General features: G+C 70.3%; 20 protein-coding genes. 6 read left to right on the forward strand and 14 right to left on the reverse strand.

From position 1 onward, the window contains the following. Positions 1 to 593: 593 nt before the first annotated feature. The gene (locus RSA25_RS02585) at positions 594 to 1511 is read right to left on the reverse strand and encodes an oxygenase MpaB family protein (protein ID WP_332807362.1); all 918 of its coding nucleotides are present in this window, start codon (positions 1509 to 1511) and stop codon (positions 594 to 596) included. A gap of 311 nt (positions 1512 to 1822) precedes the next feature. On the opposite strand from RSA25_RS02585, the gene RSA25_RS02590 reads away from it, so the two are divergent. Next, a complete protein-coding gene (locus tag RSA25_RS02590) occupies positions 1823 to 2437 on the forward strand; it encodes a hypothetical protein (RefSeq protein WP_332807363.1) in 615 nt (204 codons plus the stop codon). 39 nt (positions 2438 to 2476) lie between these two features. On the opposite strand, the gene RSA25_RS02595 is transcribed toward RSA25_RS02590, so the two are convergent. The 8 genes from RSA25_RS02595 to RSA25_RS02630 all read right to left on the reverse strand — a co-directional run bounded on the left by RSA25_RS02595 (position 2477) and on the right by RSA25_RS02630 (position 9643). Continuing rightward, the gene (locus RSA25_RS02595; RefSeq protein WP_332807364.1) at positions 2477 to 2821 is read right to left on the reverse strand and encodes a hypothetical protein; all 345 of its coding nucleotides are present in this window, start codon (positions 2819 to 2821) and stop codon (positions 2477 to 2479) included. 32 nt (positions 2822 to 2853) lie between these two features. Beyond that, a complete protein-coding gene (locus tag RSA25_RS02600; RefSeq protein ID WP_332807365.1) occupies positions 2854 to 3627 on the reverse strand; it encodes a LytTR family DNA-binding domain-containing protein in 774 nt (257 codons plus the stop codon). Further along, a complete protein-coding gene (locus RSA25_RS02605) occupies positions 3617 to 4876 on the reverse strand; it encodes a histidine kinase (RefSeq protein WP_332807366.1) in 1260 nt (419 codons plus the stop codon). The genes RSA25_RS02600 and RSA25_RS02605 overlap by 11 nt, the downstream gene beginning before the upstream one ends. Before the next feature lie 452 nt (positions 4877 to 5328). Further along, positions 5329 to 6978, reverse strand: coding sequence for a M28 family metallopeptidase (locus RSA25_RS02610; protein ID WP_332807367.1), 1650 nt, complete (start codon positions 6976 to 6978; stop codon positions 5329 to 5331). A gap of 68 nt (positions 6979 to 7046) precedes the next feature. Beyond that, positions 7047 to 8300, reverse strand: a complete 1254-nt coding sequence (locus tag RSA25_RS02615; RefSeq protein ID WP_332807368.1) for a sigma-70 family RNA polymerase sigma factor — start codon at positions 8298 to 8300, stop codon at positions 7047 to 7049. A gap of 53 nt (positions 8301 to 8353) precedes the next feature. After that, positions 8354 to 8767 carry a VOC family protein gene (locus tag RSA25_RS02620; RefSeq protein WP_332807369.1) on the reverse strand — a complete coding sequence of 138 codons (414 nt, stop codon included), beginning with the start codon at positions 8765 to 8767 and terminating at the stop codon, positions 8354 to 8356. A 19-nt stretch (positions 8768 to 8786) separates the two neighbouring features. Then, on the reverse strand, positions 8787 to 9212 hold the full coding sequence (locus RSA25_RS02625; RefSeq protein ID WP_332807370.1) for a VOC family protein: 426 nt from the start codon (positions 9210 to 9212) through the stop codon (positions 8787 to 8789). Next, a complete protein-coding gene (locus RSA25_RS02630; RefSeq protein WP_332807371.1) occupies positions 9209 to 9643 on the reverse strand; it encodes a YciI family protein in 435 nt (144 codons plus the stop codon). The genes RSA25_RS02625 and RSA25_RS02630 overlap by 4 nt, the downstream gene beginning before the upstream one ends. 415 nt (positions 9644 to 10058) lie before the next feature. Between RSA25_RS02630 and RSA25_RS02635 the strand changes: the two genes are divergently transcribed. Then, complete coding sequence (locus RSA25_RS02635; protein ID WP_332807372.1) at positions 10059 to 10433, forward strand: YciI family protein; 375 nt, start codon at positions 10059 to 10061, stop codon at positions 10431 to 10433. Between the two features lie 9 nt (positions 10434 to 10442). On the opposite strand, the gene RSA25_RS02640 is transcribed toward RSA25_RS02635, so the two are convergent. Further along, complete coding sequence (locus RSA25_RS02640) at positions 10443 to 12524, reverse strand: NHL repeat-containing protein (RefSeq protein WP_332807373.1); 2082 nt, start codon at positions 12522 to 12524, stop codon at positions 10443 to 10445. Between the two features lie 124 nt (positions 12525 to 12648). Here RSA25_RS02640 and RSA25_RS02645 point away from each other — a divergent pair, with 124 nt between their 5' ends. Next, the gene (locus tag RSA25_RS02645; protein ID WP_332807374.1) at positions 12649 to 14172 is read left to right on the forward strand and encodes a hypothetical protein; all 1524 of its coding nucleotides are present in this window, start codon (positions 12649 to 12651) and stop codon (positions 14170 to 14172) included. Positions 14173 to 14200: 28 nt separating this feature from the next. On the opposite strand, the gene RSA25_RS02650 is transcribed toward RSA25_RS02645, so the two are convergent. Both RSA25_RS02650 and cycA read right to left on the reverse strand, forming a co-directional pair. Further along, complete coding sequence (locus RSA25_RS02650) at positions 14201 to 14974, reverse strand: lytic transglycosylase domain-containing protein (RefSeq protein WP_332807375.1); 774 nt, start codon at positions 14972 to 14974, stop codon at positions 14201 to 14203. A 103-nt stretch (positions 14975 to 15077) separates the two neighbouring features. Further along, on the reverse strand, positions 15078 to 16457 hold the full coding sequence (gene cycA, locus RSA25_RS02655) for a D-serine/D-alanine/glycine transporter (RefSeq protein ID WP_332807376.1): 1380 nt from the start codon (positions 16455 to 16457) through the stop codon (positions 15078 to 15080). Positions 16458 to 16727: 270 nt separating this feature from the next. On the opposite strand from cycA, the gene RSA25_RS02660 reads away from it, so the two are divergent. After that, entirely contained in the window at positions 16728 to 18329 is a 1602-nt protein-coding gene (locus RSA25_RS02660) for an EAL domain-containing protein (RefSeq protein WP_332807377.1), read from the forward strand. 15 nt (positions 18330 to 18344) lie between these two features. Here RSA25_RS02660 and RSA25_RS02665 read toward each other — a convergent pair whose 3' ends face one another. Then, positions 18345 to 19316 carry a polysaccharide deacetylase family protein gene (locus tag RSA25_RS02665; RefSeq protein ID WP_332807378.1) on the reverse strand — a complete coding sequence of 324 codons (972 nt, stop codon included), beginning with the start codon at positions 19314 to 19316 and terminating at the stop codon, positions 18345 to 18347. A gap of 72 nt (positions 19317 to 19388) precedes the next feature. Then, positions 19389 to 20603 carry an MFS transporter gene (locus RSA25_RS02670; protein ID WP_332807379.1) on the reverse strand — a complete coding sequence of 405 codons (1215 nt, stop codon included), beginning with the start codon at positions 20601 to 20603 and terminating at the stop codon, positions 19389 to 19391. 229 nt (positions 20604 to 20832) lie between these two features. Between RSA25_RS02670 and RSA25_RS02675 the strand changes: the two genes are divergently transcribed. Beyond that, entirely contained in the window at positions 20833 to 21735 is a 903-nt protein-coding gene (locus RSA25_RS02675; RefSeq protein ID WP_332807380.1) for a LysR family transcriptional regulator, read from the forward strand. A gap of 175 nt (positions 21736 to 21910) precedes the next feature. Further along, the gene (locus tag RSA25_RS02680) at positions 21911 to 23521 is read left to right on the forward strand and encodes an ATP-binding cassette domain-containing protein (protein WP_332807381.1); all 1611 of its coding nucleotides are present in this window, start codon (positions 21911 to 21913) and stop codon (positions 23519 to 23521) included.

Raw genomic sequence — 23521 nt, forward strand, 5'->3', positions numbered from 1 at the left:
GCCCACCCACGGCCGGGACACCCCGCGTGCAGTCGTCTGGCGAGCGACCCTACCATTGGTCGGTTTCCAATCGGCTGCCGACAACACTGACCGGCACGGCAAAACACCGCTGCGGCAAAGGTCATGCCCACCCACGGCCGGCTCCCCCACGTGCACCCGTCTGGGAAACGACGCCGGTAGGGTCGGTTCCCAAACGACCGCAGATACCGCTCATCGGCACGACGAACGCATGACCTCGGCCGACGCAAGCCGCGGCCACACACAACGGCAACGCACCCCTTCGGCAAAGGTCATGCCCACCCACGGCCGGGACACCCCGCGTGCAGTCGTCTGGCGAGCGACCCTACCATTGGTCGGTTTCCAATCGGCTGCCGACAACACTGACCGGCACGGCAAAGCACCCCTGCGGCAAAGGTCATGCCCACCCACGGCCGGTACACCTCGCGTGCAGTCGTCTGGCGAGCGACCCTACCAATGGATCGGCTCCCAATCGGCTGCCAATCCCACTGACTGGCACGGCAAAACACCCCCGCGCCAAAGATCATGCCCACCCACGCCCGGGCCCCCTCGGCCACATCCACCCGATACGACCATCAGCCCCACTCGGCCAGCACGCTCACCGGTACGCCCATCCGCGTGCAGGCGCGCGTGGCCAGGCCGTCCTGCAGCGCGCGGCGGAACAACGGCGTCATCGCGTGCAGCACCCGGGCCGAGGTGCGCGCCTGCGTCCGCTGCAGCGCCGTGCGCGCCAGCATCGCCTCGGCCCACGCCGGCAGCAGCGCCGCGCCCGCGCCCAGGAACAGCTCGCGCGACAGCCCGGCCATCGGCACCGGCAGCTGGATCCCCGACAGCACCCCCAGCACCTCGCGCGAACGCGCGTCGAATGCCAACTGCGGTACCTGCCGGGCAAAGTACGCCGCGACCTCCGCCTCCGATGCCGGCACGGACGTCGCGCCCAGCGCCTCGGCCACCCGCTTGTACTCGCGGTAGTACTGGTCGGCCACCGCCGGCGGCACCGGGCGGCAGTAGCGCCGGCACCCCTGCAGGAAGCCGTAGGCCTCGGTCACGTGCACCCAGGTCAGCAGCGCCGGATCGTCGGCCGCATAGGGCCGGCCATCGGCGGCGTGGCCCCGCACCTGTGCATGAATGCGCGTCACCTTCGCCACCAGCGCCTCCACTTCCGCCTGCGGGGCGTAGGTGGTGCCAGCCACGAACGCGGTCGTCCGGCGCAACCGCCCCACCAGGTCCCCGCGGAAGTTGGAATGGTCGTAGACCCCGGCCAGCGCCAGCGGGTGCAGGGTCTGCAGCATCAGCGCGCACAGCCCCCCGGCCAGCATCCCGGGAAATTCCGAATGGACCCGCCAGGTCACGCTGTGCAGGCCGAACCAGCCCGGATCGCCCAACGGCTGGTCGTAATCGATCCCGCTCTGCCCACGCGGGAAGGCGCCCAGCACCCAGCGCCGGAGGGGCGCGGTCATCGGGCGGGAAAGACGGTGCAGCAACGGCGGCATCACAACAGTCCAATCGGGGGAGGAAACGACCGTCGGCTGCGCGGTCGGCCCCGATTCTGGCCGATCACGGCCCGTCCAGCGAGCGTGGCGTTTCAGCCCGGTTTCATGTGCGGCCGCAGCACGATTTTCCCTGCGACATCTTGTCGCAGGCCATCATCGCGATGACGCACCGCACCACGCTTCCCGCATTCAGAAAAAGACCCAGCCTGGCTTCGCACTGCCCCCATTGCACGGCTCGCTGGAAGTGCTAGAACTGAATCCGCCTCAAGTTCGTCCAAATGCGCTGCCGCACGTTCCAGAAGGAGCACGTCATGATCGCTTTGTTCAAGGGTTTGGGTTTGCTGTTGCAGGACAACGAGCTCTACGGGAGTCCGTTCGAAAAACAGGTCGCGCATTGGCGTAACAAGAGCGAGCAGCAGATCCGCGAGGAAGTGGAGGTGCTGGCCAAGGCCAAGGGCCAGTGGCTGATGGCCTCCATCGTCGGCTGGCAGGCCTCCTCGCTGCTCATCCTCGGGTTGATCAGCAACTACCTGTGGCGCGATGACTTCCATATCACCTTCACCCGCGTGGTGATCGTGTTCGGCTCGTGGATCTCGATCCTGTTCGTGATCTGGTTCATGGCCAACATGTTCGACCATACCGCCGGTTTCGAGCGCTGGATGAAGGCCTTCAACAGCCGCGCGCGCATCACCTCCGACGCCGACAGCGTGGAATGCGTGGCCGAAGCGCTGGACATGGCCCAGCATTACCCCGAAGTGCTCGACTACAAGCAGGCCGTCACCGCCCGCCGCGAACTGCGCCATGAGGACATCCGCATCATGCGCGAGATCGGCCGGATGAAGCAGCACTCCGAACTGGTCGGCCAGCTCAACCACGTCGGCGATCAGGACACCCCGGGCAACCTGCACCTGCAGCCGGCGTTCTGACCGGCCCGAAAAGCGGGGGGAGCCACAATGCCATCGTGATCACTCACGGTGGCATTGTTCTTTGGGCTGTTCGGCCACGCACTGGTCGAAGCCAGCCGGCAGCCCGGTCACCTGCTCGGTCTTGCCCACCGCCACCGACAGCCGGCGCAGGGGCGGCTGCACGCAGGCCTTGTCGGCCTTGCAGCCCCGCGCCAGCACCAGGTAGTGGCACTGCCCGCTGCTGCTGGCGATGCACTGGAAGTGCGCCACTCCGTCCACCACCGTGGACTTGCTGTACAGCGTATCCACGCCATTGGCGCGCGTGCGCGTGACCGAGGTATTGCTGGACCCGCTGCAGGCGGCCAGGCCGAGCACGGCGGCACACAGGATCAGGACATGGCGCATGGTGGCTCCCAAGGGGGGGTGAAAGGGGCGGCTTACATGCCGCGGAACAGGCTCATGAACGGCTGGCTGACGCTCAGCACCTCGGCGCGATGCTTCAGCCGCAGCTGGCCACGACCGCTGTCATCGCGGCTCACCGCCGCCACTGCCTTCATGTTGACGATGGTGGAGCGATGCACCTGGCGGAAGCGCTGCGGGTCCAGCACCTCCAACAGTTCGCGCAGCGGGGTGCGCAGCAGGCTTTCGCCCTGTTCGGTCACCACCGTGGTGTATTTGCTGTCCGCGCGGAAGTAAAGCACGTCCTCCAGCATGATCAGCTGCGTGTCGCGGCCATTGCTGGCGGTGATCCACGCCAACGGCGGCGTGTTGGCGCTTGTCGTGTTGCCCTGGCCGAGCCGCTGCAGCAGCTGTTCGAGCATGGCGCTGTCCGGCCGCCCCGCCTGCAGGCGCGCCAGGATCCGCTCGCGCGTGGCCAGCAGGCGCTCGTCGCTCACCGGCTTGAGCAGGTAGTCCATCGCGCCCTGTTCGAACGCATCGATGGCGTACTGGTCGTAGGCGGTCACGAACACCACGTGGGTGCGCGGGCTGATCTCCGGCAGCGCGCGGGCCACGTCGATGCCGGTGATGCCCGGCATGCGGATATCCAGGAAGGCCAGGTCCGGCTTGAGTTCGGCGATGCGCTCCAGCGCGCAGGCGCCGTCCTCGCACTCGCCCACCAGCCGCAGCTCCGGCCACAGCCGCTGCAACTGGTCCACCAGCGACTGGCGCAGCAGGTCTTCGTCTTCGGCAACAAGCGCATCAAGCTGCATGGATGGCCTCGCGCGCGTCACGCGGCAGGGTGATGGTGGCGGCCACGCCGCTGGGGAAGTTGGAGACGATGGCCACCCCGGCGCGTTCGCCGCAGGTCAGGCGCAGGCGTTCGCGCAGGTTCTTCAGGCCGATGCCGGTGCCGCTGCTGCCCTGGCCGAAGCCCAGGCCATCATCGGCCACGGTCAGGGTGACATGGTCCTCGAAGGCGCGGGCGATGATCCACACCGTGCCGCCACCGGGCTTGGGCTCCAGGCCGTGCTTGATCGCATTCTCCACCAGCGTCTGCAGCGCCATCGATGGCAGCGGCAAGGTCAGCAGCGCCGGCGGCACGTCCACCTGCAGCGCCAGCCGCGCGCCCATGCGGATCTTGAGGATTTCCAGGTAGGCCTGGGTGCGCTCCAGCTCCACGCCCAGGGTGGACATCGACTCGTCCACGCTCGGCAGCGAGCTGCGCAGGTACTGGATGAGATGCCCGAGCATCTGGTCGGCGCGCGGCGGATCGGTGCGGGTCAGCACCTGCGCGTTGGCCAGCGTGTTGTAGAGGAAGTGCGGCTCGACCTGGGCGTGCAGGAGGTTGAGCTTGGCCACCGACAGCTCCTTCTCCGTTGCGGTCTGCTCGGCGGCGGCCTGCTCGTCGCGGCGCTGCTCGGACACCCGGCGGGTGATGGCGCGGGTGACGGCCTCGGCGTTTTCGTAGTTGCTGCCTTCGTCCACGGCCAACAGGTCGGCCCAGACCCCGGCGTCCGGCTCGAACAGGAGCGTAACGCTGCTGGTGCCCTGCCCCGGGGTCACCGTGGCCAGCACGCCATTGCGGCGGATCGCCAGGCGCGCCGGCAGGTTCCAGCGCGAGGTCGGCCGGCCGTTGTAGGGGTCCACCCGGCGCACGTAGGCGCGCACCTGCAGGCTGCCGGCGGCGCTTTCGATGTCTTCCACGCGCGGCAGTTCGGCGATGGCTTTTTCCACCAGGGCGAAGGCCGGGCCGGCATCCATCGGCAGCTCGATCTGGCGCCGCTGGCGGCTGGACAGGGTGGTGCCGTCCAGGCGCCCGGCCACCAGCCACACCCGGCGGATGTGGGTGATGCAGCTGCCGATCGCGGTCACCACCAGGAACATCGCCAGCAGCCCGAAGACCCACCCGGGGCCGTCGTCCATGCCGCTGAAGATGCCACTCCAGACGAAGCCGGCCACGACGATGGCGGCGGCCCAGGCCAACAGGATGCGGAGAATCAGAGCGAGGCTGGCGAACACGGCGGCGTCTTCACATAGGGAGTGAGGCGAGCATAGCCCCGCCACCGGCGGGAACAAGCGGCATGCGACGAAGGCGGGGAAAGGGGGGATGAAGGTGGCCTGCGGCCGGCTGCGTGGTAATGGCGGCCGCTGGCCGGGTAGCTGGTAACGCCGGCCGCTCGCCGGGTACCTGGTAACGCCGGCTGCTCGCGGGGTACCTGGTACGCCGCCCGCTCGCCGCGTACCTGGTAGTGCCGGCCGCTGGCCGGCTGCCTTTGTGCCGTGGGGAGGCCGGCCTGCCTGCTTCGATCATTGAACCGAGGAGCCGGCCAGCGGCCGGCACTACCCACGTTCGGTTGGAGCCGGCCAGCGGCCGGCACTACCTACGGTCGGTGGAGCCGGCCAGCGGCCGGCGCTACCCACGTTCGGTGGAGCCGGCCAGCGGCCGGCACTACCTACGCTCGGTTGCCTGGTTACCGGCGCTCGGCGGCGCTGGCCTCGCGCGGGGCGCGGAACTGGGAGTCATCGCTCCAGTTCGGCCAGGCGCGCGAGTTGGCCAGCTGGTTGCCCAGCGTGTACAGCACTTCCAGGTCGCGCGAGGCGCCAGCGAAGGTCCAGTCCGGCTGCCACTGGTCGCCCTGCTGGTGGTAACGCTTGGCGGTGTAGTCATCCGAGGCCGCCTTGCCCGCGGCCACGCCGCCGTCCACCCAGTCCTGCCCGGCCGAATAGGACACCGCCGGCACGCCGCGCTTGGCGAACGGGAAGTGATCCGAGCGGAAGAACAGGCCCGCTTCGGGCTTGGGATCGGGGGTATAGCGGATATCCCAGCCCTTGGCCACGTCCTTGAGCTGGTCCAGCAGTTCCAGCTTGGCCGAGCCGTAGATGCCGAAATCACGCGACGGACCGAACGGCGCCATGCCGTCCATGTTGATCACCGCCACGGTCTTGGCCAGCGGGTACAGCGGGTGGCTGGCGTAGTACTCCGAGCCCAGCAGGCCCTTCTCCTCGGCGGTCACCGCCAGGAACAGCACCGACCGCGCCGGACGCTTGGCCTTGGCGAAACCGCGCGCCAGCTCCAGCAGCGAAGCGGTGCCGCTGGCGTTGTCCAGCGCGCCGTTGAAGATGGTGTCACCGTTGGCATCCGGCTTGCCCACGCCGATGTGGTCCCAGTGCGCGCTGTACACCACGGTCTCGTCCGGATGGGTGGCCCCTTCCAGGCGCGCGGCCACGTTGTGCGAGGTGATCACCTCGGTCTTGACCGCATACCTGGCCGAGAAGGTCTCGCCCTTGAGTTCCACCGGCTTGAAGTCGCGGCGCTGCGCCTGCTGCTTGAGCGCCTCGAAATCCAGCCCGGCGCGCTTGAACAGGTCCACGGCCAGATCGCGCTGGATCCAGCCTTCCAGCAGCGGGTGCGCCTCCGCCGGCTTGTCGCGCACCACGTCGAACATGGTGTTGGTGTTGGAGCCGGCCACCGTCGCCCAGCCGTAGGAGGCCGGCGCGGTTTCGTGCACGATCAGCACGCCGAGGGCGCCCTGGCGCGCGCCTTCCTCGTACTTGTAGGTCCAACGGCCGTAGTAGGTCATGCCCTTGCCGTCGAAATCGCCCTGCCCGCTTTCGAAGTCCGGGTCGTTGATCAGCACCACCGCGATCTTGCCCTTGAGGTCCACGCCCTTGAAGTCGTCCCAGTTGCGCTCGGCCGCCTTGACGCCGTAGCCGAGGAACACCAGCGGCGCATTGCGGATGTCCACCTCGCTGGCACCGTTCATGGCCGCGCGCACGGCGATTTCCTTGCCCTGGCTGAGCGTCTGCGGGGCGCCCTTGCTGCTCAGCGTCAGGCTCGGCGCGCCGACGATATCGCCCTTGAGCAGCGGCACGGCCTGGGTCCACAGGCGCTTGCCGTCCTTGAGGTCGCCACCGGGCTGCAGGCCGGCTGCGGCGAACTGGCGGCTCAGGTAGGCCACCGTTTTTTCTTCACCGGCGGTGGCCGGCGAGCGGCCCTCGTAGGCATCCGACGCCAGTTCCTCGACGTCGGCGGAGATCCGCGCCCCGTCGAACTTGGGGGTGGCGGCCATCAGGGCCGAGGACACCGACAACGCCAACAGGCTGATTACCACACGCTTCACGCTGCACCTCATCACGGACGACAATCGCCCGAGTGTAGGCCAGCCTCGGCGCCCGGTGCAGTGCCGGTTTACACAGCCGCCGCGCGTGCCAGCAGCAGCGCCTTCTCCGGCTCGTTGGCGGTCAGCGCCGCGGCGCGCTCGAACGCGGCCCGTGCCAGTGCGTGCTGCCCCAGCTGGGCCAGCAGGTCGCCCTGCACCGCCGCCAGCGGCGCGTAATCGCGCAGGCGGGCGTCATTGCCCAACTGCGCCACCAGCGGCCAGGCCGCCGCCGCGCCCTGCGCACGCGACACCGCCACGGCGCGGTTGAGCTCGACCACCGGCGAGGGCTGCAGGCGTGCCAGCTGCGCGTACAACGCGGCGATCCGCGCCCAGTCGGTGTCCTCGCTGCGGCGTGCCCGCGCGTGGCAGTCGGCAATCGCCGCCTGCAGCACGTAGGGGTGCGCGTCACCGCCCAGGCCGAGGGCCTGCTGCAACGCGGCCTGCCCCCGCCCGATCTGCAACCAGTCCCAGCGCGCGCGGTCCTGGTCGGGCAGCAGGATCGGCAGGCCCGCCGCATCGGTGCGCGCGGCCATGCGCGAGGCCTGCAGTTCCATCAACGCCAGCAGGCCCTGCACCTGCGGCCAGGTGGGCAGGCGATGGGCCAGCACGCGGCCAAGCCGCAGCGCTTCCTCGCACAGCGCCGGGCGCATCCAGTCAGTGCCGGCACTGGCGGCATAGCCTTCGTTGAAGACCAGGTAGACCACCTCCAGCACCGAGGCCAGGCGCTCGGGCAGCGCGGCCTGGCGCGGCACGTCGAACGGCACCTGCTTCTGTGCCAGCGTGCGCTTGGCGCGCACGATGCGCTGGGCGATGGTGGCCTCGGGCACCAGGAAGGCGCGCGCGATCTCCTCGGTGGTCAGCCCGCCCAGCAGGCGCAGGGTAAGTGCCACGCGCGCGTCCGGCGGCAGCACCGGGTGGCAGGCCACGAACATCAGCCGCAGCAGGTCATCGCCGATGTCGTCCTGCAGGCCATCGCTGTCGTCCGGCGCGCGCAGCGGCAGCGGCTCCAGCGCACTGGCGTGCAGCGCATGCTGCCCGGCCACGCGCTGGTGCTGGCGCAGCACGTCGATGGCACGATTGCGCGCGGTGGTCATCAGCCACGCTCCGGGGTTGTCCGGGACGCCCTGTTCGGGCCAGCGCTCCAGCGCCGCCAGCCAGGTGTCCTGGGCCAGTTCTTCGGCACGCCCCACATCGCCGCCCAGCATCCGCGCCAGGCGTGCGATCAGGCCAGGCGACTCCATCCGCCAGAGCGTGTCCATGCGTTGGGAAAGGGCGGTCTCCATGCGCGGATCAGAGCATCGGCGGCGGCCCGGCACAAGCCCGCCGCCGCGCCCGCTTACGCCTGCCCCGGCTCGCCGTCCATGTGCGCGATCTCCCACAGGTGGCCGTCCAGGTCCTGGAAGCCGCGCTGGTACATGAAGCCGTAATCGCGGGCCGGCATCGGCTCGCTCGCGCCGGCCCCCAGCGCCTTGTCCACCAGCGTGTCCACCGCCGCGCGGCTGGCGGCGGACAGGCAGGTGATCACCTCGGTGGCGGTGCGCGCGTCGCTGATCGGCCGGGGCGTGAAGCCGGCAAAGAACGGCTCCACCAGCAGCATCACGAAGATGCTGTCGCTGATGATCATGCACGCGGCATTCTCATCGGTGAAGGTGGGGTTGAAGGTGTAGCCCAGTGCGGCGAAGAAGGCCTTGGACGCGGCCAGGTCGCGCACGGGCAGGTTGACGAAGATCATCTGCGGAGGCGTGGTCATGGTCATTCCTTGGCCGGGATCAGGGTTGCTTCATGCAGTTGACCATCCACGGCTTGCCGTAGCGGTCGATCAGGAAGCCCCAACGATGGGCCCAGAAGGTTTCGCCGATCAGCATCTTCACCTCGCCACCCTCGGCCAGGGCCTTGAACACGCGCTCGGCCTCCTCCACGGTGTCCACGTCGATGTTGATGGTGGTGCTGTTCTCGCCACCGCTGGAGGGGCCGTCGGCCGCCATGAGGATCGCGCCGGCCACTTCCAGCTGGCTGTGGGCGACGTGGTCCAGGGTCTCCGGCGGCATCTCGCCACACCCTTCGGGGGCGCCCTCCATGGGCGGCATGTCGCGGTACCGCATCTCGGAGGTGACCTGGCCACCGAGCACCTGCGCGTAGAAGGCCATGGCCTCATGGGTCTTGCCGTTGAAGCCCAGGAAAGGAATCAGTTTCATGCACGTTCTCCTTGGTTGTCGTTGTCGAGGCGGTCGCGCAGACGCTGTTCCTGCGCGCGTAATTCGGGAGTGAAGGTATCGCCGAGGTCCTCTTCGCTGAAGACGGGGCGGATCTCCACCACGTCCTGCGGGCCGAACGGGGCGCGTTTGAGCCACTCGGTGGCCTCGTCCAGCGAACGTACCTGCCACAGCCAGAAGCCGGCCACCAGCTCGGTGGTTGCCGTGAACGGCCCCTCGATCACCTGCGGCCGTTCCCCGCCGAAGACCACCCGGCGCCCCCGCGAGGTGGGATGCAGGCCCTCGCCGGCCAGCATGATGCCGGCCTCCACGAGCTGGGCATTGAACGCGCCCATGGCCTGGAACTCCGCCTCGGTGGGCATCTGCCCGGCCTCGGTGGCCGCGGTGGCCTTGACCAGCACCATGACTTTCATCGGATCGCTCCTGGTAGACAGCCCGCGCATCGGGCCTTCACTACCTCCGACGCCGGCAGGCGGCGGGAATCGACAATCCGATCCACTTTTTTTGACCAGCGGCAACGGCCGATGCAAAAGCGGCCCAGGCGGCGTGCCGGCCGTTGCTGGTTTGGTCGGGCACCACCGGTAGTGCCGGCCGCTGGCCGGCATCCCACAGCCACCATTACTCCCAACGACCACCGACCAACCGCCAGTGCGGCGGCTGTTGCTCTCCTGCGGGCCACACCCCCACCCGCGCGACCAGGCCGGCACTCGCAAGCAGTTTTCTCCCCCATCCACCCAACCCAACTGAACAGGCAACACGTGCGGCGCTGCAACACGCCGGTCGCGCCGGCTGCGGCATCATGACCGCCCCGTCCCGGAGCGCCCGGACATGCAATTCCTGCTGCTCATCTACATCGACGAAGGCCTGATCCAGGCCCTGCCCGAGGCCGAGTACGACCGCCTGATGCGCGACTGCCTGCACCATGCCGACGCCCTCCAGGCCAGCGGCACCCTCGTGCTGGCCCAGCAGCTGCAACCGGTGGCGCAGGCGCGCACCCTGCGCACCCGCCAGGACCAGCCGCGCATCACCGACGGTCCCTTCGCCGAAACCCACGAACTGCTGGCCGGCTTCAACCTCATCAATGCCCGCGACGCGGCCGAGGCAATGACCATCGCCCAGCAGTTCCCCTGGTCCCGGTTTGGCAGTATCGAAGTACGACCGGTGGCCGACATGGACGCCGAGCGCGCACGCGTCGGCGCCTGAGCCGGCCGGTCAGGGCAGCAGCGTGATCTTCAGCTCGCGCGCGCCCACGCCGTCATTGCCGCTGTAGTCGCGCGCACTGGCGCGGATCACATAGTCGCCGGCCGGTAACGCGTCCGGCTGCCAGCGCCCCGTCTCCACCAGGCCATCGCGCACGGTGTTGGTCACCAGGTAGCGGAAACGGGTGACCGCGCTGCCATGCACCGTGATGCCGCTGTCCGGCGCATAGGCCACCACGGTCGCGCTGTTTTCCGGCGGCATGCGGTTGAACACGATGTTGAACCGCGGCTGCTCATAGCCGGGCAACGGCTGGCCCTGCGCATCCAGGATCTGGTAACCCACCTGGTAGGCGCCCAGGCGCCGCCGCGGCAGGTTGCGATCCACCTGGTCCCATGCTTCCACCACGATCTGCACGCCCGGGCCCTGCCGCGGCACAGGCACGCGGCCGTTGGCGGCGGCCTTGAGCGGCTGGTCCAGGTCATCCAGCAGCGCCACCTCGGTGATGCGCGGCGCAAAGGCGTCGGCGTACCCCACAAAGCCCAGCGCCACCGCATTGCGCTCGAAGCCGCTGGCGCCCACGCTCAGGTGCACGTGCGCCATGCGGTTGATGCTGCCCAGCGGCTCGCCCACGTGGAAGCGCGTACCACGGCGCACCCGGATGCGCTCCAGCGTGCCCTCCTCGTCGCGCACCTGCTGCCAGCGTGCATCGAACGCCTGCCCGCGCGGGTCACGGCCCACCTGCATGTGGATGTACTTCAGGCGGCCCAGCGCCAGGCCCTCGCCCTGCCCGCCTACCGACCAGGCGGCAAACGCGCTGTCCACCTTGCCATCGGCGATGGCCAGCACGCGCTGGCCGACATCGCCGCGGATGTCGAAGCCGCCGTGCAGGTGGTGGCGGCTCTCGCCGGTGAAGTTGCCGCGCACCTCGCCCAGCGTCCCCACCACCTCGTGCCAGCCGTCCTGCGGGGCCAGCGGCCAGCGCCCGGCGGTCGCCGGCAGCGGCGCGTCGGGTGCCGGCCCGGTCAGCGCCGGCAGCGGCGCGGCGCCGGCGGGGGCCGCGCGCAGGCGATGCACGCGGTACGCGGCGGCATCGGCCAGGTACAGGCCTCCGTCGGCGTCCAGCGCCAGGCCACTGGGCCGGGCGAAGCGCGGCTGCGGCGCCACGCCGGCCAAGGCCACCTGGTGGCCCTGCGCGGACACCTGCACCACCTTGCCGTTGATGTCGCCCACGTACAGCACGTCGTCGTGGGTGACGGCCACCGACAGCGGGCCACTGACCAGTCCACCGCCCACCACCTGGGTGCGCAGCATGCCGTCCGGCGACAACCGCCGGATCGCATCGTTGTACAGATCGGCGATCAACAGGTTGCCGTGCGAATCCAGCGCCAGCGCCACCGGCGTATCCAGGCGCGCCTGCTCGCCAAACCCGTCCACGTTGCCCGGCGCGGCGCCGCCGGCCAGCGTGCGTACGCGGCCATCGGGTTCGATCACGCGGATGCGGTCGTTGTAGGTATCGGCCACGAACACCCGGCCGCTGCCATCCACGGCCACGCCCATCGGCGCATCGAAACGCGCCTGCGCGGCCGGGCCATCCACAAAGCCGGCCTGGCCGTCGCCGGCCACCGTGCTGACCCTCCCATCCGGCCCGATCCGGCGGATGCGGTGGTTACCCGTATCGGCCACGTACACCGCACCGGCCGCGTCCACGGCCACGCCCGAGGGCGTGTGGAACTGCGCCTGCAACGCCGGCCCATCGCGCCAGCCCTCATCGCTGCCGGCCAGCGTGTCCACGCGCCCATCCGGATACACGCGGCGGATGCGGTTGCTGTCACCGCCGTCGGCGACATAGGCCACGCCCTGCGCATCGAGCGCCAGCGCATACGGATCGGCGAAACGCGCCTGCGCGCCGGCGCCCTCGCGCAGGCCGCCCACGCCATCACCGGCGAGGGTCTCGATGCGCGCCTGCCAGCCGAGCGCGGTCGGCGTCGGGCCCTGCTCGACCGGCACCTGCGCAATCGGGGAGCGGAACGTCCACGCCAGCCCTGCCGCGGTGATCGCCACCACCACCGCCACCATCCAGTGCCAACGTTTCATCGCCTTCCCTGCCTTCGTTTGGGCCCCGACCTTAAACGTTGCCCGCGCGCGTGCAAAGCCCGCGCGCTTGTGTCCCCGGCGCGTTCCGGGTTCAATCGATGTTCTCTCCACGGAAGGAAGGCCCATGTCGAGCGTGCGACACCGTCTCACCGGTTGCCTGCTGCTGGCGCTGTTCACCACGCCGGCCATGGCCGGGAACGACCGCGATACGCCCGCCACGATCACCGTGCCGGACCACGCGCTGGCCACCCGCCTGGCGGACAGCATCGCACTGGCCGAAAGCGGTGACAGCGTGGGCGCGCTGCTGGGCTTCGAACGCGTCTTCGCCGACCCGGCCTTTGCCAACCTTCCCGATGCGCAGCGCGTGGACGGCTGGGTCACTGCCGGCCGCACCGCCTTCAACGCCCGCCAGGGCGCGCAGGCGCGCACCTACCTGACCGCCGCGCTTGGGCTGGCCCCGGACGATCCACGCGCGCTCTACGTGATGGGCCGCCTGCTGCTGTGGCAGGACGATATCGGCCAGGGCGCCGATTACATCACCCGTTCGCTGCGCGCCTCCGACACGTTCCTGGCCGACCTTGACGTGCAGATGGCCTACTCGCTGATCGACCGGCTGCAGGACCAGCCAGCACGGCGGCGTGCGCTGCTGCAGGTGATGTTCGACCGCGACTGGACCGACGATGGCATCGAGCCGGCCGGGCTGTGGCTGCAGTTGGCCACGCTGCAGGCCGACGCGGGCGACACCGCGCGCGTGGCGGCCACCGTGGCCCGCATCGACAAGCCGATGGAAGTGGTCAACCTGCGCAGCGACAAGCGCTTCGATGCGCTGGTGGATCGCCGGGGGCCGCGCTTCGATGCGCTGCAGTCCGCGCAACGCCATGCCGATGCGCTGCGCGTGCAGGGCCTGCTGCGGCCCGAACGGAGCGATCGCCTGGTCGAATTCACCGATACGCTGCTGCTGCTCGGCGAACACGAACAGGTGCTGTCCACCACCGACCGGCTATATGAGCGCCTGTCGCCACCGGACGCACCGCGCGCCTTCGCCGGTGGCCACTACGCAGCGTGGCTGCTGGCCCACCGCGCCACCGCCGAGCACCGCCTCGGCCGCGACGCGCAGGCCGAGAAGACCCTGTTGCTGGCCGCCTCGATCCGCGAAGAGGCGGCCACCGACAACCCGGTCACCGCGTTGTACCTGGCCAGCTGGTACCTGGCCCGGCAGCAGCCCGCGCTGGCGCTGCAGGCCATTGCCGGCCTGGACCCGTCGCCAATGGACGAAGAGTTCCTGCGCCAGTGGGTGTATTTCAGTGCCTACCGCACGCTGGGCGATGCCGAGCGCAGCGGGCAGGCCCGGCAGTGGTTGCAGACCAACGAAGGCGTTGGTCGCATCGCCTTTGCCGAGGTGCTGCTCACCGAGGGCCGCCTGGACGAGGCGGCGCAGCGGCTGATCGCCGACCTGCAGGCACCGGCGCACCGCCAGGACGCCCTGCAGGTGCTGCAGGATTTCCGCATGGCCGCGCCGATGCGCGGCGACGAGGCCAATGACAAGGCGTGGCAGCAACTGCTGCAGCGCGCCGACCTCCAGGCCGCAGCGCGCGCGGTCGGCCGCATCGAACGCCAGCCCATCTACAGCCGCAGCGCCTGGCGCTGACGCAGGGGCGGCTGGCCCGCGCGCCGGCCTACTTTGCCGGCGTTTCCACCTTGAATCCCATCGCCTCGCGGTAGCGCACGTACAACGCGCTCACCTTCTCCACATAGGCCAGGGTCTCGGCGTAGGGCGGCACGCCCTTGTAGCGGGTCACCGCGCCGATGCCCGCGTTGTAGGCGGCCGCGGCCAGCGTGCGGTCGCCCTTGTAGCGCTTCAGCAACGCCTGCATGTAGCGCGCCCCGCCATTGATCGACTGCTCGGCCGACAGCGGATCGGCCACGCCGAGCTCGGTGGCCGTGTCCGGCATCAGCTGCATCACCCCCTGCGCGCCCTTGGGCGAAATCGCCCCGGCATCGAAGCCGCTCTCGGCATGGGCGATCGCGCGCAGCCACGCATCGTCCACCCCGGTGGCGCGCGCGGCCGCCTTGAACTGTTTGGCATGTCGATTCAGCTGTGGCGTGCCCACCTTGCCCAGCCCTTCGTGCGCCGGTTCGCCCGGCGGGGTGGCCACGGTGAACTTGAGGAACACCCGCGAGCCGGGCAGGTTGCGCGTGGAGTACACCGGCTTGCCGTCCTGCTCGCGCTCGTACAGCGTGCCGCTGAACACCCCCATGTTGCCCCACAGGTTGGGGGTCTGCACCGCGTTGTCCTCCACCTCGCGGGCGGTGCAGCGCGAGCCCGGCTCCGGCGCGGTGGCCAGGCTCACCGTGTTGTCCTGCACGCAGCGGTACACCGTGCGCGCCGACGCCGCCCACGGCAGCAGCAGCGACAGCAGGACCAACGCGGCGGGCAGGCTCGGTTTCATCGGCTCGGTTCAGGGCACGCGGCTCGTGCGGCGCGATCATCGGGCCGGCGCCGCGAACCGAAGGTGAATACCGGGCCTGCCCCCTGCCGGGGCCGGTCCCGTTTCAGCGGCCCCGGCTGGCCAGCCGCTTGCCGGCGTAGCCCAGGCCCAGCAGCAGGAACCACAGCGGGCTGATCGCCAGCGCGTACAGGGTGTCCGGCTGCAGGGTCAGCAGCACCAGCACGAACACGAAGAACAGCAGGCACACCACGCACATCGCCACGCCGCCGGGCATCTTGAACGCCGACGCCGCATGCAGGTGCGGGCGCCGGCGGCGGTACACGATGTAGGAGCACAGGATCAGCGACCACACGAACATGAACAGCACCGCCGCCAGCGTGGTGACCAGCGTGAAGGCGGTCACCAGGTTGGGGATCAGGTAGATCAGCATCGCGCCCAGCAGCAGGCAGATGCAGGAGAACAGCAGCCCGCGCGCGGGCACCGCCGCCCGCGACAGCCGCGCGAACATGCCCGGCGCGTGCCCTTCCTCGGCCAGGCCGTACATCATCCGGCTGGTGGAGAAGATGCCGCTGTTGGCCGAGGAGGTGGCCGAGGTGAGCACCACGAAGTTGATCAGGCTCGCCGCCGCCGGGATGCCGGCCAGCACGAACAGCTCCACGAACGGGCTCTTGCCCGGCACCACCTCGCGCCACGGCGTCACCGCCATGATCGCCACCAGCGCCAGCACGTAGAACACGATGATGCGGATCGGGATGGAGTTGATCGCCTTGGGCAGGTTGCGCTCGGGGTCGGCGGTTTCGGCGGCGGTGGTGCCCACCAGCTCGATGCCGACGAAGGCGAACACCGCGATCTGGAACCCGGCGAAGAACCCGGCCAGCCCCATCGGGAACATCCCGCCATCGTTGTAGAGGTTGGCGAAGGAGGCCACGTGGCCCGACGGCGAGGTGAAACCCCACGCCACCAGCCCGAAGCCGGTGATGATCAGCGCGCAGATGGCGATGATCTTGATGAGGGCGAACCAGAATTCCATTTCGCCGAACAGCTTCACCGTCACCAGGTTCAGGCTCAGCAGCAGGATCACGCACAGCAGCGCCGGTATCCACGGCGCCAGCTCGGGGAACCAGAACTGCGCGTAGGCCGCGATCGCGATCACATCGGCGATGGCGGTGATGATCCAGCAGAACCAGTAGGTCCAGCCACAGAAGAACCCGGCCCAGGGCCCGAGCAGGTCGGTGGAGAAATCGATGAAGGATTTGTAGGACAGGTTGGACAGCAGCAGCTCGCCCATGGCGCGCATGACGAAGAACAGCATCGCGCCGATGATCAGGTAGACCAGGATGATCGAGGGGCCGGCCAGGCTGATGGTCTTGCCCGAGCCCATGAACAGGCCGGTCCCGATGGCGCCGCCAATGGCAATCAGCTGCAGGTGCCGGTTGGAGAGGCTGCGCCGGAGGTGATCGGGCGCGACGGCGGGAGCGGTCATGGGCAGGGCCAGCGGGATGACGGCCTGATCATGGAAGACCGCCGCCGGTTTGCCTACTGCCGGGCGGCCGGCCGCGTCGGCGTCGGTGTCGGCTTCACCCTGCCCGGGCCACCGCGATTCGGGCCGCAGGGACTGTCCGTACGGCAGATCCGGGTCTTCCCGGTTCCAATCCACCCCGCCAGGTGGTGAGATAGCGCGCAGGGCAATGGATGGGCCAGCCCTGCGCTCGTCATTGGCCACTCCCCACGCCCCCCGGGCATCGAGGTCCGTTTGAACCGCGCCAGGATCATCGCCGCCACCGTGCTGTTTGCCCTGCTGGGGGCCTTCGTGCCGATCGCCGCCCTGGGCTACTTCACCTGGAGCCGGGCCACCGACACCGAACAGGAGCGCCTGCAGCTCACCGCCGAACGCACCCTGCTGCGCGCCCACCGCGCCTACGAGGCCGGGATGCTGGCGCTGCGCCGGCTCAACCAGAGTTCGCTGACGCCCTGCTCGCCCGAGCACCTGCAGTTGATGCGGGCGCTGGTGTTGAGCACCCATTCGGCCGAACAGGTGGGCTACTTCCAGGACGGGCGCCTGCGCTGCACCTCCTGGGGCATGATGGAGCATCTGGTGCCCACCCCCACCCCGGACCATGTCACCGCCGACGGCGCCGGCATCACCCTGGGGGTGCGCCCGATGGCCGGCAACGGCACCCCGCTGCTGTCCCTGCAGCTCGGCGACTACGACATCCTGATGGACCCGGAGCGGTTCGTGGACGTCATCGCCGACCCGCACGTGCGCCTGGCCGTGGCCACTCCCGACGGGCGCCTGCTGGCCCAGCAGGCCATGCCCGACCAGCAGCTGCTGCAGCGCCTGCTGCGCGACCCGCGCAGCGGCATGGACGACACCACCCTGTATGCCACCGCGCAGGACCAGGAGTGGCTGGCCATCGCCACCGCCCCGCGCACCGACCTGGTGGTCAGCTTCCGGCAGCAGTTCCGCCAGTTCATTCCGCTGGGCGTGCTGGGCGCGCTGGGCGCCATCGCGCTGGTGGTGTGGCTGTCGCGGCGCCGCCTGTCGCTGCGCGGCGAGCTGGCCACCGCGGTGCGCCGGCGCGAGTTCCACATGCACTACCAGCCCATCATCGAGCTGGACACCGGCATCTGCGTGGGCGCCGAATCGCTGGTGCGCTGGACCCGGCCCGACGGCAGCCACGTGCGCCCGGACCTGTTCATCCCGCTGGCCGAGGAACACGGCCTGATCGAGGCCATCACCGACCAGGTGATCGAGCGGGTGATCGAGGACATGCGCGAGCTGCTGGTGCAGGACCGCAGCGCCCACATCGCCATCAACCTGTCCGCCGGCGATGTCAGCAGCGGGCGCGCGCTCAAGGTGGTGACGGCCAAGCTGGCCGGCACCGGCATCCACCCGCAGCAGATCTGGCTGGAGGCCACCGAGCGCGGCTTCATCGACATCGAACGGGCGCGCGGTGCCGTGGCGATGGCGCGCCGCGCCGGGCACAGCGTGGCCATCGATGATTTCGGCGTGGGCTACTCCAGCCTGCAGTACCTGCAGCAGCTGCCGCTGGACGCGCTGAAGATCGACAAGTCCTTCATCGATGCCATTGGCACCGACAGCGCCATCAGCCCGGTCACCTCGCACATCATCGACATGGCCAAGACGCTGGGCCTGTTCACCGTGGCCGAGGGCATCGAGACCCCCGCCCAGCTGGCCTACCTGCAGGCACGCCAGGTGGAATTCGGTCAGGGCTGGCTGTTCTCGCGGGCGCTGCCGCCGGAGGCCTTCATCGCCTTCCACCACCAGCGCCTGCGCCAGTACGGCAAGGCGCAGGAGAACATGCAGAACCCCAACAGCGCGGTGGAAGACTGACCCGGCACGGCCGGCCTACTCGTCGGCGATGCCGGCCTCGTCCAGCACCCAGCGCGGCACCTTCGGCTCACCGGCATAGAAGCGGCGCGGCTTGCCCTCGGCCATCGCCCAGCGGTGGATCCAGCTGATGCCGCCGGCCCCGTTGTAACCGTCGGCATGGGCATACGCCGGGTCCTGCAGGGCCTGCTCCAGGGAGATGAAGGTGTAGCCGCGGCGCCGGGTGGCGGCGATCAGCTCGCCGAGGGTGTCCGCGTTCAAGGCATTGGCGTGCATCAGCCACACCTGCGCGGGCAGCCGCCCGAACAACTGCTGCGACTGGGCCTGGAAGTAATCCAGCTTGTTGAGCATGTACGGCACATAGCCACGGCGCAGCTGGCGCAGGCGCTGCTCGCGCCGGGCCGGGTCGGTGTCGGTATCGCGCACGTGGTCATAGGCGAATGCCCAGATCCACTCGCTGTTGTCCACGGTGACCGGCGCGATCCGGTAGCCGTGCGCGTCCAGGAACGCGGCCAGCGCGGCGCGTTCCTGCGGGGTCTGCCCGGCGCGCAGGTAAGGGTGGCGGAACCAGCGCAGCGGCTGGCCCGTTTCGGCCAGCAGCGGGCGCAGCGTCTGCTCGCCGCGCAGGATGTCCTGCTGGTACGCCGGCAGCCCCACCACATGCAGGTCCACGTGGCCCCAGGTGTGGTTGCCCAGCTCGAACCCGGCATCGCGCCAGTCGCGCAGCAGTTGCACCCGCGCCGGCTGCACCTGGCCGTCGCGCACCAGCTTGCCCGCGTTGACGAAGCCCACCACCGGCACCTGCGCAGCGGTCAGCGCGGCCAGCAGCTGCGCGTGACGCTGCGCCAGTTCCGGGTCGGCGCGCTCGTCCAGCCGCTGCCACGGCAGGTCGTCGATGGTCAGCGCGATGCGCTGGTCCGGTGCGGCCTGCACCGCCGCGGCCAGGCAAAGCAGGCCCAGTCCCATCCACCGCAACACGGTCGCACGCATGCCTTGAACCTCAAAAAAGCGGCCTCCAGCATACCCAAGCCACTGCGCGCGATGCCCCGCAACCGCGTCGGCTCACACCCGCGCCATCGCCCACGCCGCCGGTCGCCGCCACACCAGCACCAGCGCGGCCGCCAGCAGCGCCAGCAACACCGCCGGCAACCAGCGCTCGCCCAGCGTCTCCAGCATCACCCCGCCGGCCACCCCGCCCAGCGCGATGGCCAGGTTCCAGCCGGTCACCACGAACGACTGGGCGATGTCGCCAGCCGCTCCCGCGCGGCGCGCCACCGCCGTCTGGAACTGGGTGGGTGCCCCGCCAAAGGCCAGGCCCCACATCACCGTGGCGGCCACCAGCACCACCGGGCTGCCCGGCCACAGCGCGAAGGCCAGCGCCGCCAGCACGAAGGCCAGCGTGCTGGCCACCACCAGCTGCCACAGCCGCCGGTCCACCCACAGCCCGGTGATCCAGATGCCCAGCAGCGAGGCCAGCCCGAACACCAGCAGCAGCCGGTCCAGCCAGGCCACCGCGCCGGCCAGCGCCGCGAACGGTTCGATGTAGGTGTAGAGCACGTTGTGGGCCAGCACGAACAGGAACATCGTCAGCAACGCCACGCGCATGCCCGGCAGCCGCCACACCGTGGCCAGCCGCTGCCGCGCGCCGATGCCCGCCGCCGGCAGCGCGGGCAGCACCAGCCGCGCCCAGACCAGCAGCCCCACGCACAGCAGCGACATCGACCCGAACGCCCAGCGCCAGCCGATGCTCTGGCCCAGCAGCGTGCCGGCCGGAATGCCCAGCGACAGCGCCAGCGGCGTGCCCACCATCGCCACCGCGATCGCGCGGCCCTGCAGCGCCGGCGCCACCATGCGGCTGGCATACCCGGCCACCAGCGACCACAGCAGGCCGGCGCTGATGCCGGCAAAGAAGCGCGCCACCAACATCACCGGGTAGTGGTGGGTGATCGCCGTCGCCGTGTTGACCAGCATGAAGCCGGCGATGGCGGCCAGCAGCAGCGGGCGGCGCGGCAGGCGCTGGGTCAGTGCGGTCATCGGCAACGCCGCCACCAGCGAACCGATCGCATACACCGTGACCAGCTGCCCCACCATCGCCCGGCTCACGCCCAGGTCGGCGCTCATCGGCGACAACAAGCCGGCCGGCAATGCCTCGGTGAGGATGGTCACAAACCCGGCGCAGGCCAGCGCCAGCAGCCCGCCAAACGGCAGGCGCTGCGCGCCGGTCGGCGTGGCCGGGCTCGGTTCGGCAAGCGGTGGGGCGGCAAGCTCGGAGGACATGGGGGCACCAGCGGGAAAAGGGAGCGCCATGCTCGGCCTTCGTGGCCGCGACAAACACCCGGTGCGCGCTCCGCACATTGCGGACCGCCACGTCGGCAATCGGCGCACACCGCGTCCCGGCAAGGCCGGCCCCCACGCCCGGGGCCGGCGCACCACTGCATCCCATCCATGGCCGCGCGCGCCATCGGCGTGCCGGTAGAGTGGGCCTTCCCTCACCCCCGGTTCGGCCATGTCGGCACTGCACAACCTGGGCAACCTGCAGACCTTCGTGCACGTTGCCGACACCCGCAGCTTCGTGGAGACCGGGCGCCTGCTGGGCGTGTCGGCCTCGGCCACCGGCAAGACCATCACCCGCCTGGAGCAGGCGCTGGGCGTGCGCCTGTTCCATCGCAGCACCCGCAGCGTCACCCTCACCGCCGAGGGCGAACGCTTCCTGCTGCGCTGCCGCCGCATCCTCGACGAACTCGACGCCGGCCGCACCGAGCTGGCCCAGCAGTCCGCCGCGCCCTGCGGCGTGCTGCGCCTGAGCCTGCCGCTGGTGGGCGACCTGTCGCTGCCGATCCTGGCCGCGTTCATGGCCGCCTACCCGGGCATCCGGCTGGAGCTGGATTTCGATGACCGCCTGGTGGACGTGATCGAAGAAGGCTTCGATGCGGTGCTGCGCGTCGGTGAGCCCAGCGACTCGCGGCTCAGCGCGCGCCGCCTGGGCGTGTTCCCGCGCTACCTGGTGGCCGCGCCGGCCTACCTGGCCCGGCGCGGCACGCCGCAGTGCGCCGCCGACCTGCTCGATCACGACTGCCTGCATTACCGCTTCCCCAGCAGCGGCAAGCTGGAGCCCTGGCCGCTGCCGCGCGCGCCCGGCGAAGCACCGCTGGCGCTGCCGGTGGCGATGGTCTCCAACACCATCGAGGCGCGGCTGGCACTGGCCGTGGCCGCGCGCGGCATCGCCTACCTGCCCGAGCACTCGGTGCGCCAGGCGTTGGCCGAGGGCACCCTGGTGCGCGTGATGGCCGACCAGATCCATGCCTGCGGCACCTTCCACCTGCTGTGGCCGTCCGGCCGCCACGTACTGCCCAAGCTGCGGGTCTTCATCGATTTCGTCAGCGCCCGGCTCACCGGGGTGGCCGCCTGACACAGCGGCGGTTCACCGCCGCCCGGGCGCTTGAACCTATACTGCGCGGGCGACAGCCAGTCGCCTGTGTCATGAGGTAGGCCCACATGCGCCATTGATGCCCCGCCGTCACCCGACGGCCAGTGTTCTTCCCGCCTGCACGGTGGGGAGCTGCCACGGCATCCATGGAGGTCGCATGACCGCATTCGCTCTCACGCTCGACCGCGTGACCTGCACCCTGCCCGACGGGCGGGTGCTGTTTCCCGAAACCAGCATCGCCTTCGATGCCACCCCGACCGGCCTGGTGGGCCGCAACGGCGTGGGCAAGAGCGTGCTGGCCCACGTCCTGGCCGGCCAGCGCGCGCCCTCCGGCGGACAGGTGCTGCGCCAAGGCCAGGTGCACCTGCTGGCCCAGCACAGCCGCATCCCCCAGGGCAGCATCGCTGCGCTGGCCGGCGCGGCCCAGTGGCTGGATGCGCTGGCCCGCATCGAGGCCGGCAGCGTCGACCCGGCCGATTTCGCCACGCTCGGCGAGCGCTGGAACATCCGCGAACAACTGCAGGGGCAGTGGCGGCAACTGGGCCTGCCGGCGCTGGATCCGGCCGCACCGGCTGCCTCGCTCAGCGGCGGCCAGGCCATGCAGGTGGCGCTGGCAGGCGCGCTGCTGTCCGATGCCGACGCGCTGATCCTCGATGAGCCCAGCAACCATCTGGACAGCGGCCATCGCGCCCGCCTGCTGGATGCCTTGGCCGGCTGGCGTGGCGGGTTGATCGTGATCAGCCACGACCGCCACGTGCTGGGCGCGATGCAGCGCATCGTGGAGCTGTCACCGGCCGGGTTGCGCAGCTACGGCGGCAACTACGCCCATTACGCTGCCCGCCGGCAGGACGAGCGGGCCAACGCCGAAGCGGAGCTGGCCCTGCGCAGGCGCGAGCGTCGCCAGCACCAGGACGACCAGCGCGAACAACGCGAGCGCCTGGCGCACCGCCAGTCGCGGGCGCAGCGCGCGGCGCGCACCGCCAACCAGGCCCCGATCCTGCTGGGCGGCATGAAAAACCGCAGCGAGCACAGCGCCGGCCGTTGGCAGGCGCAGCAGCTCGAGCGCAGTGCCAACGTCGAGGCGCGCGTGCGCGAGGCCGCCGGGCAGGTGGAGGCGCAGGCCGCCATAACGCTGCTGCCGCCGCAGGTTGTGGCACCCGGCCCGGAGCGCGTGGCTGAGCTGCGGGGCGTGCAGCTGCCGTGGGTGGCCGCGCCGTGGCAACGCCTGGACCTGTGCGTGCAGCGCGGGCAGCGCATCGGCGTGCGTGGGCCCAATGGCAGTGGCAAGTCCACGCTGCTGCGGCTGCTGGCCGGCCAGGTGGCCGCGGTGGCCGGGCACTGCCAGGTGGCCGCGCAGGTGGCGTTGCTGGACCAGTCGCTGGCGTCGCTGCCGGGCCAGGCCACCGCGTTGTCGCTGCTGCAGGCCGCGCACCCGGGGGAAGTGGAAGGAGCATTGCGTACCCGCCTGGCCCTGCTTGGCCTGGATGCCGGGCGCAGCCTGCAGCCGCTGGACACGCTCAGCGGCGGGGAGCGGCTCAAGGCGGCGCTGGCCGCGGTACTTTATGCGCAGGCGCCCCCGCAGTGCCTGCTGCTGGACGAGCCGGGCAACCACCTCGACCTGCCGTCGCTGGCCGCGCTGGAGCAGATGCTCAACGCCTACACCGGCACGTTGCTGATCGTCTCCCACGACCCGGCCCTGCTGGCCGCCGTGCAGCTCACCCACCACCTCGATGCCAGCGCCGACGGCTGGCACCTCACGGCGGTGTAA

It is taken from the genome of Stenotrophomonas sp. (assembly GCF_036662295.1).
Taxonomy (GTDB): Bacteria; Pseudomonadota; Gammaproteobacteria; order Xanthomonadales; family Xanthomonadaceae; genus Stenotrophomonas.

Coding starts and splice junctions, on each gene's coding strand:
- RSA25_RS02620 (WP_332807369.1), bottom strand. CDS start 8,767: ATGACCACGCCTCCGCAGATGATCTTCGTCAACCTGCCCGTGCGCGAC.
- RSA25_RS02645 (WP_332807374.1), top strand. CDS start 12,649: ATGTCGAGCGTGCGACACCGTCTCACCGGTTGCCTGCTGCTGGCGCTG.
- RSA25_RS02650 (WP_332807375.1), bottom strand. CDS start 14,974: ATGAAACCGAGCCTGCCCGCCGCGTTGGTCCTGCTGTCGCTGCTGCTG.
- RSA25_RS02600 (WP_332807365.1), bottom strand. CDS start 3,627: ATGCAGCTTGATGCGCTTGTTGCCGAAGACGAAGACCTGCTGCGCCAG.
- RSA25_RS02625 (WP_332807370.1), bottom strand. CDS start 9,212: ATGAAACTGATTCCTTTCCTGGGCTTCAACGGCAAGACCCATGAGGCC.
- RSA25_RS02640 (WP_332807373.1), bottom strand. CDS start 12,524: ATGAAACGTTGGCACTGGATGGTGGCGGTGGTGGTGGCGATCACCGCG.
- RSA25_RS02595 (WP_332807364.1), bottom strand. CDS start 2,821: ATGCGCCATGTCCTGATCCTGTGTGCCGCCGTGCTCGGCCTGGCCGCC.
- RSA25_RS02590 (WP_332807363.1), top strand. CDS start 1,823: ATGATCGCTTTGTTCAAGGGTTTGGGTTTGCTGTTGCAGGACAACGAG.
- RSA25_RS02585 (WP_332807362.1), bottom strand. CDS start 1,511: ATGCCGCCGTTGCTGCACCGTCTTTCCCGCCCGATGACCGCGCCCCTC.
- RSA25_RS02675 (WP_332807380.1), top strand. CDS start 20,833: ATGTCGGCACTGCACAACCTGGGCAACCTGCAGACCTTCGTGCACGTT.
- cycA (WP_332807376.1), bottom strand. CDS start 16,457: ATGACCGCTCCCGCCGTCGCGCCCGATCACCTCCGGCGCAGCCTCTCC.
- RSA25_RS02635 (WP_332807372.1), top strand. CDS start 10,059: ATGCAATTCCTGCTGCTCATCTACATCGACGAAGGCCTGATCCAGGCC.
- RSA25_RS02680 (WP_332807381.1), top strand. CDS start 21,911: ATGACCGCATTCGCTCTCACGCTCGACCGCGTGACCTGCACCCTGCCC.
- RSA25_RS02670 (WP_332807379.1), bottom strand. CDS start 20,603: ATGTCCTCCGAGCTTGCCGCCCCACCGCTTGCCGAACCGAGCCCGGCC.
- RSA25_RS02665 (WP_332807378.1), bottom strand. CDS start 19,316: ATGCGTGCGACCGTGTTGCGGTGGATGGGACTGGGCCTGCTTTGCCTG.
- RSA25_RS02615 (WP_332807368.1), bottom strand. CDS start 8,300: ATGGAGACCGCCCTTTCCCAACGCATGGACACGCTCTGGCGGATGGAG.
- RSA25_RS02630 (WP_332807371.1), bottom strand. CDS start 9,643: ATGAAAGTCATGGTGCTGGTCAAGGCCACCGCGGCCACCGAGGCCGGG.